This window comes from Pseudobutyrivibrio xylanivorans, from assembly GCF_010906925.1.
Lineage (GTDB): Bacteria > Bacillota > Clostridia > Lachnospirales > Lachnospiraceae > Pseudobutyrivibrio.
On the sequence record NZ_VTVE01000003.1, the window covers coordinates 111,550 to 130,321 of the forward strand.

Here is an 18,772-nt window from a genome sequence, read left to right on the forward strand (position 1 = left end):
GGCAAGTAATAAAAGGCATTATTAGAAATTCATGGAGGCGATCTTTATGACACCAATGAACGGTTACGACGCTTACGCAAGAAACAGAATTTTAACAGCTTCTCCCGCAGAGCTGACCCTTATGCTCTATGAAGGTGCAATCAAGTTTTGCAATATAGCCATAGTAGCATGCGAAAATAATGATATTGAAAAGGCTCACAATAATATCAGAAAGACTGATAGAATTATTGAAGAGTTTGAGATTACATTGGATGAAAAGTATCCTGTAGCTAAGGACTTCCAGGCAGTATATACATATCTCAGAAGTTGCCTTAGACATGCAATGATTGACAAGGATCCAGAGACATTGCAGGAGGTGTTAAAGCATCTTCGTACAATGCGAGATACTTGGAAGGATGTTATGAAGCTTACAGCAAATGGCAAAAAGCTTGATGGCACAAATGAAATCGCTGGATAATGATTTTTATGACCCCTCTAAAATGAGGGGTCGTTTTTTTGTGTTCAAACATTTATTATATAAATAGAAGAAATGATAATCAGATTCTGAACCTAGATGCGGAGAAAAGGGGTAAATCATGGAAAACATGGATTATGTAGTAATGCTTAGAGAATCACTTGAAAAGAAAGCAGATATCTTACGAGTTCTTCAGATAAGGAATCAGGAGCAGGCAGCTATTCTTCAGGATCCAAATACAACACCGGATGATTTGGAAAAGAATATGAATATGAAGTCAGAGCTCATCGATAGAATCATTATGCTTGACGAAGGCTTCCAGCAGCTTTTTGGCAGGGTAAAGACTATTATAGAAGCTGATAGAGAGACTTATGCTGATGAGATTCGCACGATGCAGGAGCTTATTAAAAAGGTAACTGACCTGACTGCTGATGTGGAGGCTTCAGAATATAGAAATAAAGAGTACGCTAAAGCTCGATTTGCCAATATCAAAAAAGAGGTTCGTGAAATCAAAAAATCAAATGACGTGGTTACCTCTTATTATAAAAATATGATGGCCCATAATAAGGCTGACGACCCTTCTTTCCTAGATAAAAAGAAATAAATTAGCCTCTAAAACATGGGGATTTTAATGAAATTTAGATTAAATTAACAAATTATTTGACCTATTTTCAGATAAATTTTCGGCTCGCAGAAACCTAGTAAAATCAAGGCTTCTGCGAGTTTTTTATATTGCACATAAAATGAGAAAATTGATACAAAATGAAAATTTTTTTTAAAAAGGGGTAAAGTTTTTGGACACGCAAACGATAAATAAGGTGTAAGGAACAATTACCCTTGCAAAATCGAATTCGAATCTTTAGAAAAATCAAATTTAATAACCAGGCCAGACACGGATGTTGGGCTATCAAGAAAAACGGATTTAAAAGCTAAATGGACTTAGCTGAATCTCATGGAGGAATTTATTATGGTAGTACAACACAACATGCAGGCAGCGAACTCATCAAGAACGCTCAACATTACAACAGACGCACAGTCAAAGAGCACAGAGAAGCTTTCTTCAGGATACAAGATTAACAGAGCAGCTGATGATGCAGCAGGACTTTCAATTTCTGAGAAGATGAGAAAGCAGATTCGTGGTTTAGGCCAGGCTTCTACAAACGCTTCAGATGGTGTTTCTTCAGTACAGACAGCTGAAGGTGCCCTCACAGAAGTTCATGACATGCTTCAGAGAATGAACGAATTAGCAGTTCAGGCAGCTAATGGTACAAACTCAGAATCAGATCGTAGTGATATCCAGAACGAAATTGATCAGCTTACACAGGAAATCGATCGTATCGCTTCTACAACAAAGTTCAACGAGACATTCCTTCTTAAAGGTGATGTAGGACTTAGAAGAATGTATATCAACGCACATGATGCAGGTTTGGATGGAACATTAATCCAGAATACTACTAGAGCAACATTCACCATGGAATCACTTGAGGCAGGCGAAAGATATACAATCGGTGGTACACAGTACACAATCGGTGCTTCTACAAACCAGGAAGTAGCAGAAGCTCTTCACTTAACACAGTACTATACAGCAGGTGCTTCACCTACAGAAGCAGGTACATGGAAGCTTACAGCTGGCGATACAATTTCAATCGATGGCAAGACATACACAATTAATGCTGACGATATCGGAACAGATATTGCAAATGCAAAGGTTACAAACGGATACCTTTCAAAGCTTATTACAGCTGGTTCTACAGTAAAATATAACGGTAATGAAGTAACAAGATTCTCTACTTCATACAACAAGTCAACAGGTATTGATGATGCTAACGTAACACTTATCAAGGCTACAGCAGCATACAAGATGGTAGCAATCGAGCTTAAGGCAGCTTCATCAATCGGCGCAACAGATGGCCCTGCATCAATGGATACAGCAAAGACAACATCTGCAGACGGAAAGATTAAAGCTGGTGACTACATTTGGGAGAAGCACAACATTAAGAAGACTGTTGATGGTAAGGAAATTACATCTACAACATACAGCTTCTCAATCACAAAGGGCTTCGTAAATATCCAGAACGCACTTACACTTAACCTTCACGTAGGTGCTGACGCAGCCATGACAAACAAGATTAACGTTACTCTTGAAGCTATGAACGCTAAGTCAATCGGTATTGCAGGTATCAACGTATCAGATGCAACAGGTAAGAACGCAACATACGCAATCGATGCAATCACAGATGCTATCCAGAGAGTATCAGCACAGAGAGCAGAACTTGGTGCCGTACAGAACAGACTTGAGCACTCTATCAAGAACTTAGACAACGTAGTTGAGAACACAGAGGCAGCTGAATCAAGAATCCGTGATACAGATATGGCTGACACAATGGTTGAGTACTCAAAGAACAACATCTTACAGCAGGCTGGACAGTCAATGCTCGCTCAGGCTAACCAGGCTACACAGGGTGTACTTCAGCTCTTACAGTAAGATTTATAAAAGTGCTTAATCTACCGGAATTATATAACTAGAATAATTAATCCCCACCTCTTATAAGGGGTGGGGATATTTAAACAAAAAATCAACTAAATAGTAACTTTGAAAATAGCGCCTACAACAATTTGGTAGGGTTTTACATAGAAAAGAGGTAAAGCGTATGGCATACTTTACAAGAAACAAAATGGAAATGATGGTTTTGGAGCTTTACTCAGCAAATGCCAGATTTGCAAACGGGGGAACAGAAGATTTACAAGGCGATTTAAGAGTTCTAATCGAATGCCAGCAGAAAGCTTTAGTTCTCGGTGAATATCTTGAATCAATGGGAATGGATTACTCAGATATCGTTGAAAAATTTGAAAAATATTGCAATTTGATTTACGATATAAGTGAGAATTTAAATGACAGAGAATTAGTCATTGATCATAAGCTCGATATCGAACCTATCCTATCAAGGATTCTTAATGATATCGAAGAGAGAATTATCGAAATAAGAAGTATAGATGTATACGACTTCAGAGGATTGGTTGACGCACCAGGTGAAAAGCTAATCGTCAGCAAGGAAATCAATCGATTGATTGATAGCTGTCTTGGCAATGTACCTGGACTCACAGAAGGAGAGGAAATGTACAGACCACTTGTAGTTGGAACATACTAAATAAAATTCAAAGGCTCGTCAGATGACGGGCCTTTTTGACTTTATTAAAAGGAGAAACGATGAACACAAAAGAGAAAACAAAACTTCTTACAATTAGCCTTTTATGTTGTGGCAGACCGGATACAACCGAGCGCTGCCTTAAATCTTTGATGCCAATTCGTGAGGCTATTGACTCAGAGATACAGGTTGTAGATACTGGATGTTCTCCTGAGACAAGAGCCATAATTGAAAAATATGCTGATGAGGTATTTGAATTCACATGGTGTAATGATTTTGCCAAGGCGAGAAATTTCCAGCTGGATCAAGCCAATGGAAAGATGTTTCTCTTTATCGATGATGATGAGTGGTTTTTGGACACCAAATATATAATCGATTTCTTTAAGCAGCCAAATTGTACAGAGTACAATATAGGTGGCTATTATCAGCGTAATTATCTTGATTTTGAGGGAATAGAATACTCTGATATAGAGGTTGTACGCATGTGTTCTGTGACCCCAGAAACTAGGTTTATTGGAAAGGTACATGAGTACATTGAGCCTGCTTATGGAAATGCTATGTTTATGGATGCTCAGGCAGGACACTTTGGCTATGTGTATGTTTCTGAGGAGGACAATATTAAGCATTCAATGCGAAACATTCCTCTTTTAAAGGAAATGATGGAAGAGCAGCCTGATAACTTGCGTTGGCCATACCAGCTGGCTCAGGAGTATAGGGCATGTAAATATCACGAAGACCTTTTAGAATTATGTAAGAAAGCCCTTGAAGATGCTAGAATCAATAAAGAGGAAGAGGCTATCCGCTACCGTGGACCGTTTGCTTGTGGTATAGCAATAGCATTAGATGAGCTTGATAGATATGATGAGCTTATTGAATTCTATTATGATGAACTTAAGCGCAATGAGATAATGGATTTAGCTGTTGCGAAGCTAAGTACTTATGCTGCAAAGGCTTTCTATGTAACCATAAAAACAAAGGAATGTGTGGAGGCATGTAACCGTTATCTAGAGATAATGGATAGGCTGGAAAATAATAAGGGTGAAATATTCCTGCAGGGAGGAATATTTGTTTTTGATGCCTTTGATGAGTTGCATAAGAATACAACATACTGCTATTTAATGGCTTGCGGACTTATGAATGATGATTTTGGACCGCTAGTACATTATTATCGCAGAATATCATGGAATTCCCCTGTTGTAAGACTCAATCGTGGCTTTATAAAAATGCTAGTTATAAAGGCATGTGAGTATGGCTATAAAAAAGAGCTGAGGGACGTACTAAACAAGTTCTTTACTAGACCGGGATTTAGAGATGTGCTTCAGCATGAAATAGACGAGAATCTTGAAAAAATAGATGGACCTATGTGGAAGAATTTAAAATCCGCATTTAAGACTACAGATCGTGAAAAGGAAATGAATCTTTTCTGTGATATTAGACTTATGGAACGTCGCCTTTTAGAGGGAGATTTCTACACCTTCAGCGAGCTTTTAGACAAGCTATTACAATATGCTGCCATGACTGAAGAATGGCACGGTCTTCACATAGCTTGGATGGAAGAAAAGGCAGATAAAAATGAGGTCAAGCCAGAAGTACGCCTGGGCAGATTATTTGTAGAATTTGCAGAGAAAAAAGATGGAGACCCAACAGTAGCTTTAAAGATTTTAAAGGATGCCATCGGTGTGAGAAAGATAATGGATTCTACAATTCAAAGCTTCTCTAAGTTATATGGCACATACCAGATGATTAAGGAAGAAAAAGAGAAAGATCCAAATAAATTTGCTGAGATGTACAACCTAGAGGAAGCTATCTTAAAGCAAATTGCAGACCTAGATGCAGCAGGCAAATCAGACGAAGCCATAGCTACATACGGACAATTAACTTCAATCATCCGCAGCACCTACGGAGTGGATACCTTACACTTCTAGTGTGGTGGTATTTATGGCGTATAATTGTGTTGAGTAATTAATAAAAACTAAGCATGTAGATAACAAGCTCTTTGTGGTGGAATGCAAAATTTTTGTGTATGAAGAGTTGACAATTAAAATGAGCTTGTAGCTATCAAGCTCTGAGTGTTGCGCAGCGAGACATGTAGTCGAGCGGAGTAATATCTCAGGCTTGAGAGCGTAACAAGCGGAGATAATTATATGGCTTGTTATCGTAACATGCGTAGGACATAGAAATGAAAAAGATTTTGATGTATAGGTGGAAAGCCTACAATTACAAAGACATAAAGTTTACATTTGAGAAAATGGGATTCGAAGTTAAGGAGGTCTATCAGGACCTTCTTAATTATGATGTGGATGAAAAATTTGCAGCTGAACTAAAGGCTATGATAAAGGCAGATTCATATGACTTTTTCTTTACTGTAAATTACTTTCCACTGATATCAAATGTATGCCAGGAATGTGGTCTTTTGTATGTGTGCTGGAGCTGTGACAATCCACTGATTTCCATGTATCACAAGTCAGTTTTCAATGATGTAAATCGCATCTTTTTATTTGATTTAACCAATGTCGAAGAGTTCAAGGGAATGGGGGTAGAGCATGTATATCACCTGCCCCTAGCAGTGGATTGCAACAGAATCGACTACCTTTTTAAAAACTCTGGAGATTTAGATAAATATATTAATGACATAAGCTTTGTAGGCTCCCTATATGAGAAAAATTCTTACGACAAAATGGAGTATACCCTGCCTGATTATTTGCGAGGATATTTTGAGGCGACAATGGAGGCACAGAAGGATTTACAGGGGATAAATATCATCGATAGAATGCTTACGCCAGAGATTTTAATGGAGCTTGAAAACTACTTTGAACTGGAAAAATCTGAGGATTCTCTGTCAGATTTAAACCTTATTTTTTCAGTTACAACACTTGGATTTAAAATAGCCGAAAAGCAAAGAAGAAGCATACTTATAGAGCTGTCAAAGCACCATGATGTAAGCATTTATACAAACTCAAATACAGCTGATTTGATACGTGTTAACTACAAGGGGGCCGTGGATTATTGGGAGGAAATGCCTAAGGTATTTAGGGGCTCCAAAGTAAACTTGAACATGACAATTCCAAATATAAAAAGCGGAGTTCCGCTTCGTATATACGATATACTTGGGGCAGGTGGATTTTGCATTACAAACTTCCAGGCGGAGCTGCCTATGCAATTTGAAAATGAAAAACATCTAGTCTGGTACTACGACCAGAGAGATCTTTTTGAAAAGGTGGATTTCTATCTAAAGCACGACGCTGAGCGAGCTGCCATTGCAGCAGCCGGCCGAAAGTATGTAGAAGAGAATTGTTCATATGAGCAGCGCATAAATACATTGCTTGAGGTCGTAACAGACTCATTGTGAATACATTTTAGATAAATAATGTAAATTATTAGACATTTTTATTCAAATGTAGTCTACAACAAACATTATATTTTTGCTGTACATTGTTTCATTTTAAATCCCTAACTAATATAAAAATAGAGAGCGAAAAGTTTTCGGTATCAGGGAGGGTTAAAATGGGTACAAATAATCTTGCACATGCGGCTCAGCGAAAGATTTTTTCAGCTGAGATTAACAAATTTATAAGAAATCTTAATAACAATCCAAAAGCACGAACAAATTCATATTTAAGACTGGCCAATGTTGGAGAAAAATTTTGGGGTACTAAAGGTGCCGATAAAGAAAAGCTTGAAAGGGCAAAAAAAGCTTTAGCTGATCCAAATAATAGATGGGTGAAATATATCAACAAGGTAATTGACGAAACTAACCCTGATTATCTCAGTAAAATGACGTTAAACCTAGGATACGAAGCATTTTTCCGTGGCACAAAAAAGATTCGCAAGAATAGAAAAAAGTATGGCTGTAACGTGCCTTGGCTTATTCTTTTTGACCCTACAATGGCTTGTAATATGCACTGTATTGGTTGCTGGTCTGGCACATATGGACACAAGGCAAATCTTACATTTGAAGACATGGATAAAATTGTCACAGAGGGTAAAGAGCTTGGCGTATATCTGTACATGATGACAGGCGGCGAACCAATGGTCAGAAAGGCTGATATTATAAAGCTTTGCGAGAAGCATAATGACTGTTTCTTTGCAGCCTACTCTAACTCTACTTTGATTGATGAGGAGCTTTGTAAGAAAGTTGTAGAGCTTGGAAATCTTACGTTCATGCTTTCTATCGAGGGAACTCCTGAGACAAATGATGCAAGAAGAGGCGACGGCCACTACGAAGCTGTAATGAAGGCTATGGACCTTTTAAAGAAGTATGGAATCATTTATGGAACTTCGATTTGTTATACAAGAGATAATATTGAAGCAGTAACTAGCGATGAGTTCTTAAGATTTATTTCTGAGAAGGGTGCTAGATTTGGTTTCTATTTCCACTATATGCCGGTTGGAAACAATGCTGTTCCTGAGCTTATGCCAACTGTTGAGCAGCGCAAGAATATGATTGAGCGTATCCGCTTTGTCAGATCAAATGAATCAGATATAGAATTTTTCCCAATGGACTTTCAGAATGATGGTGAGTATGTTGGTGGTTGTATAGCGGGTGGTCGTAATTACTTCCACATTAACTCAAACGGCGATGCGGAACCATGCGTGTTTATACATTTTTCAGATTCGAACATTCATGAGAAATCAATTTTGGAGATTCTACAGAGTCCACTTTTCATGGCATATCACGATGGACAGCCATTTAACAAGAATCACTTAAGACCATGTCCAATGCTTGAAAATCCTGAGAAACTCAGAGGCATTGTTGCTGCCACAGGTGCAAAGCAAACTAACATGGAATCACCAGAATCCGTAGACCACCTTTGCTCAAAGGCCGACACCTACGCCCGCGACTGGGGTAAAGCAGCCGATGAAATCTGGGAAAGCCAGCATAGTGTACAAACCCACAAGCACAGCGTTAAAGCACCTTTGCGACATATAAAACATACATCCTAAAATGTTATGTAGTAGGAAGGCCCATATTTCGTACAATATTATCCCTGTATTTCTTGGGGCTGGTTCCGTATTCCTTAACAAAGGCACGGTAGAATACGGAGTAGTCAGAAAAGCCGTAAGTTTCGGCTACTAGAGATATATCTTGACCGCTTAAAATGGCGTCTCGGCACATGTCGAGGCGCTTTTTTGTTATGTATTTATGGATGGAGAGTCCATTGGTTTCGGTGAAAACATGGGCTATGTGGAACTTGCTGACATGGAAATAGTCGGAGAGCAATTCCAATGATAAATCCTCGTCGATGTGGGTCTCAATGTATTGGATAATGCTTTCGTAAAGGGAGTCAGAATCCGCATTTACGATATTAGGGTTTTGTGACTCATATACATTTCGATTAATAGAAAGGATTAAATCGCTGACATAAAGCATGATTTTAGCGTCTTTTCCAAAGCGATTTGAGTTGATTTCATCAATGAGAGAGAATACCTTTCCCTGGATGGTGTTGAACTCAATTTCTGTGAATTTGTTAATGAAAAAGCTGCCGGAATTTTTGGCCTTATCGGTAAGGTATCGGTAGTCCTCTGACTGTCTACCCAGGTTGTCAATGAAGTCCTCTGTAACCCAAAATACAAATCTTCGATAAGGAACATCACTGTCTACAAGGCGAGCATAGTGTGCCAAATATGGAGGGATAACAACCATTGTTCCAGGTGTTGGAACAAATTTTTTACCATCAATGTACATGATAATATTTCCCTCGATGAAAAGATAAAACTCGTAATAATCATGAGTATGAGCCTCAACTGTAGGCACAATTCTGTCGCTGTAATAATAAATCTCAAAGTCCTGCGACAGCATATATTGTCTAGTAGAAAACTCGGTTTTTAAATTCTTTTTCATAATCAAATCACCCTAAAATTGCAATATTTGCCCAGTCAAAATAAGCGATTACTTCTTATTAAAAGTACTATTTTATAAATAACATAAAACAACAAGATTTGCAATATAGCTAACAATTTCAACAATGGGATAAATCTTTTTTCGAAGTTATTATGTGAACATAAACTAGTTCCCTAGAGGGAAAACCGGAAAGAAAAAGGAGAAAGGTCATGTACGAGGATTTAAAGAAAAGATTTGAAGAAATTGGTATTATCCCAGTTGTTGTACTTGAAGATGCTAAGGATGCTCACGCACTTGGAGAGGCTTTGATGAAGGGCGGTCTTCCAGCTGCTGAGGTTACTTTTAGAACAGAAGCTGCAGAGGAGGTAATCAGAATCTTATCAAAAGATTTCCCTGACATGCTTGTGGGCGCTGGCACAGTTTTAACATGTGAGCAGGCAGACAGAGCAGTTGCAGCAGGTGCAAAATTTATCGTTGCCCCAGGATTTAATCCAACAGTTGTTAAGCATTGTTTGGAGAAGGGATACCCAGTTACACCAGGTGTTCAGACACCAGGCGAGATGGAGCAGGCAATGGAGCTTGGACTTGATTTTGTAAAGTTCTTCCCAGCTGAGCCAGCAGGTGGCCTTCCAATGATTAAGGCTGTTGCAGCACCATATTCAAAGCTTAGATTCATGCCAACAGGCGGAATTAACAAGGAAAATGTAAAAGACTATTTAGCATATAAAAAGATTGTAGCCTGCGGTGGCACATGGATGGTAAAGGGCGATTTGATTGCTTCTGGCGATTTCGCAAAAATTGAAGAGCTTACACATGAGGCAGCAGAAATTGTTAAGGAGGCAAGAGCATAATGGAAATGACACTTAGATGGTATGGTAAGGATTTTGATACCGTAACTTTAGAGCAGATTAGACAGATTCCTGGTGTTAAGGGAGTTATCACTACACTTTATGACACAAAGCCAGGCGAGGTTTGGTCTCGTGAGAGAATTAAAGCTATGAAGGCTGAAGTTGAGGCAGCAGGACTTCACGTAGCAGGAATCGAAAGCGTAAACATCCACGAGGATATCAAGCTTGGAAAGCCAAGCAGAGAGCAGCTTATTGACAACTACATTGAGACACTTACAAATCTCGGTGAAGAAGATATTCACATGGTTTGCTACAACTTCATGCCAGTATTTGACTGGACAAGAACAGAGCTTGCAAGAAAGCGCCCAGATGGCTCTACAGTTCTTGCATACAACCAGGCTGCTGTAGATGCACTTGTTCCTGAGAAAATGTTTGATTCAATTGCTGGTGACACAAATGGTTCTTTGATGCCAGGTTGGGAGCCAGATAGACTTGCTCATGTTAAGGAGCTTTTCGACGAATACAAGGACATCACAGACGAAGATTTATTTGAGAACCTCAAGTATTTCCTTGAGAGAATCATGCCAGTTTGTGACAAGTATGATATCAACATGGCTATTCATCCAGATGATCCAGCGTGGCCTGTATTTGGTCTTCCAAGAATCATCATTAACAAGGAGAATATCCAGAGAATGATGAAAATGGTAGACAATCCACACAATGGTGTGACATTCTGCTCAGGTTCTTATGGAACAAATCTTGAGAATGATTTGCCAGACATGATTAGAAGCTTAAAGGGTAGAATTCATTTTGCCCATGTCAGAAATCTCAAGTTTAACTCAAAGGATGATTTCGAAGAGGCTGCACATCTTTCAAGTGATGGAAGCTTTGATATGTACGAGATAGTAAAGGCACTTTACGACATCGGATTTACAGGACCTATCAGACCAGATCACGGTCGTATGATTTGGGGCGAAAAGGCAATGCCTGGATATGGTCTTTACGATAGAGCTCTTGGAGCCGCCTACATTAATGGTTTGTGGGAAGCTATAGAGAAGAATGCAAAAAGGGGATAATGTGATGCAATTAACAAACGAAGGTATTAAGAACAAAGCGGCTTGGGAGAGTAAAGGTTATAAACTTCCTAGCTACGATAGAGAAAAAGTTACTGCAAATACAAAGGCAAATCCATCATGGATTCACTTTGGCGCAGGTAATATTTTCAGAGCTTTCCAGGCAAACGCAGTGGAAAAGCTACTTGAAGATGGCGCTATGGATACAGGCCTTATTGTTGCAGAAGGTTACGATTACGAGATTATTGAGAAATACAATAGACCTTGCGATAACCTAAGCATTTTAGCAACACTTAAGGCTGATGGAACAGTAGAAAAAACAGTTATCGGCTCAATTGTTGAGGCTTGCATTTTAGATGAGGAAAACAAGGCAGAAATTGAGCGATTAAGAGAGATTTTCAGAGCTCCATCTCTTCAGATGGTCAGCTTCACTATCACTGAAAAGGGATATAAGACAAGAGCCTACATGAACAAGGTGGTAGGTCTTATCTTAGAGAGATACAAGGCAGGTGCCCTTCCTATTTCCATTGTCAGCATGGATAACTGCTCACATAACGGAGACAAGTTAAAGGAAGCAGTAGTTGAAATCGCAAATGAATGGGTAGCAGATGGCAAATGCGAAAAGGGATTTGTTGACTATGTTGAAAATCCAAAGGTAGTGGCATTCCCACTTTCTATGATTGATAAAATCACACCACGTCCTGATGATACAGTTAAGAAAATGCTTGAGGCTGATGGTGTAGAAGGCACTGAGCCAATCGTTACCTCAAAGAATACTTATGTATCTAACTTCGTAAATGCGGAGGAGACAGAGTATCTTGTCATTGAGGATTTGTTCCCTAATGGAAGACCTTCCCTAGAGAAGGCAGGCATCATCTTTACTGATAGAGAGACAGTAGATAAGACAGAGAAGATGAAGGTATGTACTTGCTTAAATCCTCTTCATACAGCACTTGCTATATTTGGATGTCTTCTTGGATACAAGACAATCCACGATGAGATGGATGATGAGACACTTAAAAAGCTTGTTACAACTCTTGGCAAGGAAGAGGGCATGAAGGTAGTTGTGGACCCTAAGGTTCTTTCACCACAGGAGTTTTTAGATGCTGTTCTTACAAAGCGTCTTCCAAACCCATTTATGCCAGATACTCCACAGAGAATTGCCTGCGATACATCGCAGAAGCTCCCAATTAGATTTGGTGAGACAATCAAGGCTTATCGCGCAAGTCACACTCTTAGCACAGATAGCCTGAGAGTTATCCCTGTGGTACTTGCTGGATATTTAAGATACTTAGAGGGCATTGATGATGAGGGCAACCCATTTGAGCAGAGCCCAGACCCATTGCTTGATGAGTTAAAGGCACTTTCACCAAAGGATGTGCTAAAACGTAAAGACGTATTTGGCGTAGATCTTTATGAGGATTCTTTAGCAAAGAGAGTTCTTGAGATTCATTCTGAAATGGTTGGAAAAGGTAATGTAAGAAGGGAATTAGAAAAACTATGAAAAAATTTATGGATGAAACATTCTTACTGAATAATCAAACAGCAATTGATTTGTTTAAAGCAGTAAAAGATGATCCTATTATCGATTATCACAATCATTTAAATCCTAAAGAGATTTATGAGGATAAATGTTTTGACAATATGACTGAAGTTTGGCTTGGCGGAGACCATTACAAGTGGCGCGCAATGAGAGCCAACGGTGTTTCAGAAGTGCTTATCACTGGAGACGGGGCTCCTTTTGATAAATTTGTTGCATGGGCAGATACTGTGCAGAACCTAATTGGAAACCCTCTATATCACTGGACCCATATGGAATTGCAGAGATACTTCGGTATCGATACTCCCCTAACCCCTGCATCTGCAAAGGCTATATGGGACCAGTGTAACCAAAAACTCAAAACAAAGGAATTCTCAGTGAGAAACCTCCTAAGAAAACAAAATGTATCTGCCCTATGTACAACAGATGACCCTGCAGATAGCTTAGAGTGGCACAAGAAAATCCGTGAAGATGGATTTGAAATAAAGGTGCTTCCATCTTTTAGACCAGAGAAGGCAATTGGAATAGATAAGCTTGATTATCTCGATTATCTTGACCGACTTTCAAATGTTTCTGGTGTGGAGATAAAGGATGTTGATTCTCTCCTTGAGGCATTGAAAAAGAGACTTGAGTTCTTTATCGAGAATGGATGTAGAGTATCTGACCACAGCTTGGAGGCTACATTCTACGTAAAGACAAATAAGGTAGAGGTAGACGAATTATTTAAAGAAAGATTAGAAGGAAAAACTCTTTCAGAGGAAGAGGAAGGCAAATTTAAGGGCTTTGTTCTTACAAAGCTTGGACAGATGTACGCTAAGAAAAATATCGTAATGCAGCTTCATATTGGAGCTATCAGAAATAACTCTATGAGATTTTTCAATTACATCGGTCCTGATACAGGCTTTGATGCGTTAAATGATTTCAACTACGCACCACAGCTTGCATCACTACTTTCAGATATGGATTTAACAGACCAGTTACCAAAGACAATTCTTTACTGCTTAAATCCAAAGGATACAGAAATGCTTGCAGCTATGGCAGGAACATTCTGCAGTAATGAGCATGGAATTAAGGGTAAGGTACAGCTGGGAGCAGCATGGTGGTTCTGTGATCACAAAAATGGAATTGAGCGTCAGATTGAGGCTATGTCAGACTCTGGACTTATTTCAACATCCATCGGAATGCTCACTGATTCACGTAGCTTCCTTTCATTCCCACGCCATGAGCTCTATCGTCGAATCCTTTGCAACAAAATCGGCTCATGGGTAGAAAATGGAGAGTACCCAGCAGACATGGACTACCTCCGTGGCATGGTGGCTGACATTTGCGGCGGCAACGCAGTGAAATATTTCAACTTGTAAAAAAGACACTTGTGGTAAAGCATAAATAATTACAACTATTATAAATAAAATTTATAGATGAGCGTAAAGCTAAGCTAGACAAGTGTTTTCGTAGAGACCTTTGAGTGCCATCCCTACTTAGATGGTCCGTAGGAGCATCTTATGTAGGGCAATGAGCACGACAAGAGCGAAAGCGTGTCTCCAGAAAATACTTGGCTAGCGCAGCTAACGCGGACCAAGGAGAGAAAAGAAATGAATTTAGAATTAAGAGACAAAAAGGATTGTAAGTATGATGCGGTATCTCTTGGTGAGGTAATGCTTCGCCTTGACCCAGGTGAGGGCAGAATCCGCACAGCTCGTCAGTTTAGAGCGTGGGAAGGTGGCGGAGAGTACAATGTAATCCGCGGACTTCGTAGATGCTTTGGCATGGATACAGCTGTTATTACTGCATTTGCAGATAATGAGGTAGGACATCTTGTAGAGGATTTCATCCTTCAGGGTGGCGTAGATACAAAGCTTATTAACTGGAAGAAGACAGATGGTATCGGCCGTGAGTGCAGAAATGGTCTTAACTTTGTAGAGAGAGGCTTTGGTATCAGAGGAGCTCTTTCATGTTCAGATAGAGCAAACACAGCTATTTCTCAAGCTACAGATAAGGATTTTGATTTTGACTATATCTTTGGTGAGCTTGGAGTAAGATGGTTCCACACAGGCGGAATCTATGCAGCTCTTTCAGAGCAGTCAGCAGAAACAGTTGTTAAGGCTATCAAGACTGCAAAGAAGTACGGCACAATCGTTTCTTATGACCTTAACTACAGAGCTTCTATGTGGTCTGCAATCGGCGGTCAGGCAAAGGCTCAGGAAGTTAACAAGGAAATTGCTAAGTATGTAGATGTAATGATTGGAAACGAGGAAGATTTCACAGCTTGCCTTGGTTTCGAAATCGAGGGAAATGATGCAAACCTTAAGGAGCTTAACATCGATGGTTACAAGAAGATGATTGATGAGGCTTCAAAGGTATATCCTAACTTCAAGGTTGTTGCTACAACTCTTCGTACAGTAAAGACAGCTACTGTAAATGATTGGTCAGCACTTTGCTGGGCTGATGGCCAGATTCATAAGGCAAAGGATTATAAGGGACTTGAAATAATGGACCGTGTAGGCGGTGGTGATTCATTTGCTTCAGGTCTTATCTATGGTCTCATGACAACAGCAGATGCTGCAAAGGCTGTAGAGTATGGTACAGCTCATGGTGCACTTGCTATGACAACACCAGGTGATACAACAATGGCTACATGTGCCGAGGTTGAGGCTATTATGGGTGGCGCAGGCGCTCGTGTAAAGAGATAAATTAATCCAAAAAAGAAACTAAATAAAACTCCAAATAAAGACGTTCAATGATTCAAAGAAAAATGCACAATTTCTCCACTGGGAAATTGTGCATTTTTTATACAAAAAAAGCTATGTTGTATAATGGTTTTTCTAGGACGATAGGATATTTTTAAACATGTTTAAATAATGCTAGGAATGTTTAGAATGTCCGATTTATTGAGAAAAAATAGTCACTTATAATGTCATTGTCAGACATGACAGGTAATTTTAAATCTTTTTTGGGAGGTAAAAATATGAAGAAAAAGATTCTTTCTACAATTCTTACAGCAGCATTAGTTTTCTCAATGACTGCATGTGGAGTATCAGCTCCAGAGACATCAGCAGTAAATGATGCTGAGACACCAGCAGCCGCAGCGGACGGCGAGGTAATCACACTTGTAATGGCAGAGGTTAATCCACTTGATTCAGTTGCAGGTATGACAGATCAGAAATTCAAAGAGGAAGTTGAAGCAAGATCTAATGGTACTATCAAGATTGACCTTCAGGCAGGCGCAGTTTTAGGACCTGAGGATCAGGTATTAGATCAGATGCTTGGTGGCGGCGGTAACATCGATATCGCACGTATTTCTCCATTCAGCCTTACACCATATGGAGCAAACAAGACAAAGTTAATGTCACTTCCATATACATTCGTAAGCCGTGATCACTACTGGAATTTTGCTACATCTGATTTAGCAGAGGAATTCTTACTTGAGCCACATGAGAATGGTAGTGGTGTAAGAGGTCTCTTCTATGCAGAGGAAGGCTTCCGTCATTTCTTCTCAAATGAGGATATCTCAACAATTGATAAGTTCAACGGTATGAAGGTTCGTGTTTCTGATGACCCTGTAATGAATGGTTTAGTAAAGGGCCTTGGTGCTAACCCAACAGTTGTAAGCTTTAACGAGTTATATTCAGCTCTTCAGACAGGCGTTGTTGATGCAGCAGAGCAGCCAATCTCTAACTACAAGACAAACGCATTCCCAGAAGTAGCTAACAACATGGTACTTGATGGCCACACAATTGGTGCCCTTGAAGTAATCATCGCTGATTCAACATGGGATAGCCTTACAGAAGAGCAGCAGCAGATTCTTGTTGAGGCAGGAAAGGCAACTCAGGAGTACAATAAGCAGATCTCAGAGGAGCAGGAGAACGTAGTTCTTCAGCAGCTCAAGGATGATGGTGTTAATATCATCGAAGTTGAGGATATTACTCCATGGCAGGACGCTGTAAAGCCTGTAGTTGATGAAAATATTAAGGGTCAGGAAGATTTATATCAGCAGATCGTTGATATGCAGTAGAAAAGAGGATTTATGGAAGGCATTTTTAAACGAGTAGATAAAATAAAGCCACTATATGATGTTACATATAAGGTAATGCTCTTTATCTGCAAGGTTTTACTTGTAGCAGATATCTTGATTACCGTATACAGCATTACAGGACGATATGTAAGTTTTATCCCTGATTCTGCATGGACAGAGCAGATGGTACTTACACTTATGTCTTATATGGCGGTACTTTCTGCTGCGCTAGCTATTAGAAATAGATCGCATATACGTATGACAGCATTTGATGAGCGTCTTCCAAAGGGTTTGGTAAAGACACTCGATATATTAAATGATTTGTTTGTAATGGTTCTTGCAGTAGTAATGGTGGTTATTGGATGGCAGTATGCAATCTCAATAGGAGCAGTCGGAACATACACAAGTATGCCATGGCTGTCTAGATTTTGGATGTATTTTCCAATTCCTGTTGCAGGAATAGCAATGTTTGTATTTGAATTAGAGTTACTATACAACCATGTTAAGGGTATTTGTTTAAAGGAGGGCGATAAGTAATGGCAGTTAATACTGGAGCAATAGCAGTGTTGCTTATAAGCTTTCTGGTAATGATATTACTCAGATTTCAAATTGCTTATGCTGTAGCACTATCATCTATTTTTTGCTTGTTGTACATGGGTCTTCCTTTATCACTTGTATGTCAGCAAATGGTTAAAGGTATCAGTTCATATAGTTTAATGGCTGTGCCTTTCTTCATAACAATGGGCTGCTTGATGGGAGGCGGTGGAATTTCCGAGAGGCTGATTGCGCTAGCTAATGCCTGCGTAGGATGGATGACCGGCGGTATGTCAATGGTTAATATCGTGGCATCATATTTCTTTGGTGGTATTTCTGGTTCAGCAGCTGCTGATACCGCATCCCTTGGAAGTATCCTTATTCCAATGATGGTTGAGGAAGGTTATGATGATGACTTCTCAACTGCAGTTACAATTACATCATCATGTGAAGGACTATTGGTTCCACCTAGCCACAACATGGTAATTTACGCCATGAGTGCTGGAGGAATTTCAGTTGGTGCTCTTTTCTTAGCAGGATATATACCAGGAGCGTTACTTGCCATTTCTCTTATGATAGGTTCATTTATCATCTCTAAGAAAAGAAATTACCCTAAGGGTGAGAAGTTCAACTTTATTAAATTTATAAAGCAACTTGGAACTTCATTCTGGGCATTGGCAGCTATCATCATAGTTGTAGTCGGCGTTGTCGGCGGTGTATTTACAGCTACTGAGTCAGCAGCCGTTGCAGTTATTTACAGTCTTCTTGTCAGCGTATTTGTTTACAAGGGACTTACATGGAAGGGCGTATGGAAGACATTTGACCAGTGCATTGGAACACTTTCAATCGTTCTTATCCTTATTGCAACATCAAGCATTTTTGGTTATTGCCTCACAATGCTTCATGTACCTGATTTAGCTGCAAGCGCGATTGTAGGTTTGACACGTAATCCAATAGCTATAGCACTTCTTATTAACTGTATTTTACTTGTGCTTGGCTGCATTATGGATATGGCACCTATCATCCTTATTGCAACACCAATCCTTCTTCCAATCGCTGAGTCAATTGGAATTACTCCAATCCAGTTTGGTATCATGCTTATTCTTAACTGTGGTATCGGACTTTTAACCCCACCTGTTGGAGGCGTTCTCTTCATTGGATCAGCAGTTGGTAAAGTAAAAATGGAGAAAGTTGTAAAAGCTACACTTCCATTTTACTTATGCATGATTGCAGTACTTATTTTAATTACATTTATACCTGAAATAAGCATGTTCCTTCCAAATATGTTAGGTAGTTAAAATCTAGAATAGAAAAATTTGCAAG

The 18,772-nt window shown here is 39.4% G+C and carries 16 protein-coding genes; 15 read left to right on the plus strand and 1 reads right to left on the minus strand.

Going from position 1 to position 18,772, the window contains the following annotated elements:
• The first annotated feature begins 46 nt into the window (after positions 1-46).
• The 7 genes from fliS (at position 47) to F0Q01_RS09940 (ending at position 8,544) form a co-directional block, all read left to right on the plus strand.
• The gene (gene fliS / locus F0Q01_RS09910) at positions 47-457 is read left to right on the plus strand and encodes a flagellar export chaperone FliS (protein WP_090154416.1); all 411 of its coding nucleotides are present in this window, start codon (positions 47-49) and stop codon (positions 455-457) included.
• Positions 458-575: 118 nt separating this feature from the next.
• Positions 576-1,058, plus strand: a complete 483-nt coding sequence (locus F0Q01_RS09915; RefSeq protein ID WP_090488537.1) for a hypothetical protein — start codon at positions 576-578, stop codon at positions 1,056-1,058.
• 363 nt (positions 1,059-1,421) lie between these two features.
• Positions 1,422-2,939, plus strand: coding sequence for a flagellin (locus tag F0Q01_RS09920; RefSeq protein ID WP_090488539.1), 1,518 nt, complete (start codon positions 1,422-1,424; stop codon positions 2,937-2,939).
• 166 nt (positions 2,940-3,105) lie between these two features.
• Positions 3,106-3,603 carry a hypothetical protein gene (locus F0Q01_RS09925; protein ID WP_090488541.1) on the plus strand — a complete coding sequence of 166 codons (498 nt, stop codon included), beginning with the start codon at positions 3,106-3,108 and terminating at the stop codon, positions 3,601-3,603.
• A gap of 59 nt (positions 3,604-3,662) precedes the next feature.
• Positions 3,663-5,525 carry a glycosyltransferase gene (locus tag F0Q01_RS09930; RefSeq protein ID WP_090488543.1) on the plus strand — a complete coding sequence of 621 codons (1,863 nt, stop codon included), beginning with the start codon at positions 3,663-3,665 and terminating at the stop codon, positions 5,523-5,525.
• Positions 5,526-5,779: 254 nt separating this feature from the next.
• Positions 5,780-6,949 (plus strand): glycosyltransferase family protein, encoded by a 1,170-nt coding sequence (locus F0Q01_RS09935; protein ID WP_090488545.1) that lies wholly within the window; start codon positions 5,780-5,782, stop codon positions 6,947-6,949.
• Positions 6,950-7,104: 155 nt separating this feature from the next.
• Positions 7,105-8,544, plus strand: a complete 1,440-nt coding sequence (locus F0Q01_RS09940) for a radical SAM protein (protein ID WP_090488547.1) — start codon at positions 7,105-7,107, stop codon at positions 8,542-8,544.
• 4 nt (positions 8,545-8,548) lie between these two features.
• On the opposite strand, the gene F0Q01_RS09945 is transcribed toward F0Q01_RS09940, so the two are convergent.
• Complete coding sequence (locus F0Q01_RS09945; RefSeq protein ID WP_090154401.1) at positions 8,549-9,442, minus strand: AraC family transcriptional regulator; 894 nt, start codon at positions 9,440-9,442, stop codon at positions 8,549-8,551.
• 209 nt (positions 9,443-9,651) lie between these two features.
• Here F0Q01_RS09945 and F0Q01_RS09950 point away from each other — a divergent pair, with 209 nt between their 5' ends.
• The 8 genes from F0Q01_RS09950 to F0Q01_RS09985 all read left to right on the plus strand — a co-directional run bounded on the left by F0Q01_RS09950 (position 9,652) and on the right by F0Q01_RS09985 (position 18,747).
• The gene (locus tag F0Q01_RS09950) at positions 9,652-10,293 is read left to right on the plus strand and encodes a bifunctional 4-hydroxy-2-oxoglutarate aldolase/2-dehydro-3-deoxy-phosphogluconate aldolase (protein ID WP_090154399.1); all 642 of its coding nucleotides are present in this window, start codon (positions 9,652-9,654) and stop codon (positions 10,291-10,293) included.
• Positions 10,293-11,366 (plus strand): mannonate dehydratase, encoded by a 1,074-nt coding sequence (gene uxuA, locus F0Q01_RS09955; protein ID WP_090488549.1) that lies wholly within the window; start codon positions 10,293-10,295, stop codon positions 11,364-11,366. The genes F0Q01_RS09950 and uxuA overlap by 1 nt, the downstream gene beginning before the upstream one ends.
• Before the next feature lie 4 nt (positions 11,367-11,370).
• Positions 11,371-12,867: a mannitol dehydrogenase family protein gene (locus F0Q01_RS09960; RefSeq protein WP_090488551.1), complete on the plus strand. Its 1,497-nt coding sequence runs from the start codon at positions 11,371-11,373 to the stop codon at positions 12,865-12,867.
• Entirely contained in the window at positions 12,864-14,264 is a 1,401-nt protein-coding gene (uxaC, locus tag F0Q01_RS09965; RefSeq protein WP_090488552.1) for a glucuronate isomerase, read from the plus strand. The genes F0Q01_RS09960 and uxaC overlap by 4 nt, the downstream gene beginning before the upstream one ends.
• 231 nt (positions 14,265-14,495) lie before the next feature.
• On the plus strand, positions 14,496-15,593 hold the full coding sequence (locus F0Q01_RS09970; RefSeq protein ID WP_090488554.1) for a sugar kinase: 1,098 nt from the start codon (positions 14,496-14,498) through the stop codon (positions 15,591-15,593).
• A 275-nt stretch (positions 15,594-15,868) separates the two neighbouring features.
• Positions 15,869-16,915, plus strand: coding sequence for a TRAP transporter substrate-binding protein (locus F0Q01_RS09975; protein ID WP_090488556.1), 1,047 nt, complete (start codon positions 15,869-15,871; stop codon positions 16,913-16,915).
• A 12-nt stretch (positions 16,916-16,927) separates the two neighbouring features.
• Complete coding sequence (locus F0Q01_RS09980) at positions 16,928-17,452, plus strand: TRAP transporter small permease (protein WP_090155770.1); 525 nt, start codon at positions 16,928-16,930, stop codon at positions 17,450-17,452.
• Positions 17,452-18,747 (plus strand): TRAP transporter large permease, encoded by a 1,296-nt coding sequence (locus F0Q01_RS09985; RefSeq protein ID WP_090155771.1) that lies wholly within the window; start codon positions 17,452-17,454, stop codon positions 18,745-18,747. The genes F0Q01_RS09980 and F0Q01_RS09985 overlap by 1 nt, the downstream gene beginning before the upstream one ends.
• Positions 18,748-18,772: the final 25 nt, after the last annotated feature.